Here is a 442-nt window from a genome sequence, read left to right as displayed (position 1 = left end):
GGGATGGTGTTCCAGTCGTTCAACCTGTTCCCGCACCTCACCGTGCTGGAGAACGTCATCGAGGCGCCCATGGTGGTCAAGGGCGTGTCCCGCCAGGCCGCCGTGCCGCCCGCGCAGGCGCTGCTCGTGAAGGTGGGGCTGCTGGAGAAGCAGGACAGCTACCCCGGCCGGCTGTCGGGCGGTCAGAAGCAGCGCGTGGCCATCGCCCGTGCGCTGGCCATGGAGCCGGACATCCTGCTCTTCGACGAGCCCACTTCGGCGCTCGACCCGGAACTGACCGGCGAGGTGCTGCGCACCATGCGCGCGCTGGCCCGGGAACGCATGACCATGCTGGTCGTCACGCACGAGATGGGCTTCGCGCGCGAGGTGGCGAACCGGGTGGTATTCATGGACCAGGGCGAGATCATCGAGGCCGCGCCGGCGGCGGAGTTCTTCGCTACCC

Annotated in this window: 1 protein-coding gene; it reads left to right on the top strand. The window is 69.2% G+C overall.

The features are described from left to right. A partial coding sequence (locus MPC4_RS02960; RefSeq protein WP_174511209.1) for an amino acid ABC transporter ATP-binding protein occupies positions 1–442 on the top strand: 442 nt, incomplete at both ends.

This window comes from Methylocella tundrae (assembly GCF_901905185.1).
GTDB classification, from domain to species: Bacteria; Pseudomonadota; Alphaproteobacteria; order Rhizobiales; family Beijerinckiaceae; genus Methylocapsa; species Methylocapsa tundrae.
This window is presented reverse-complemented; position numbering and strand designations above follow the sequence as displayed.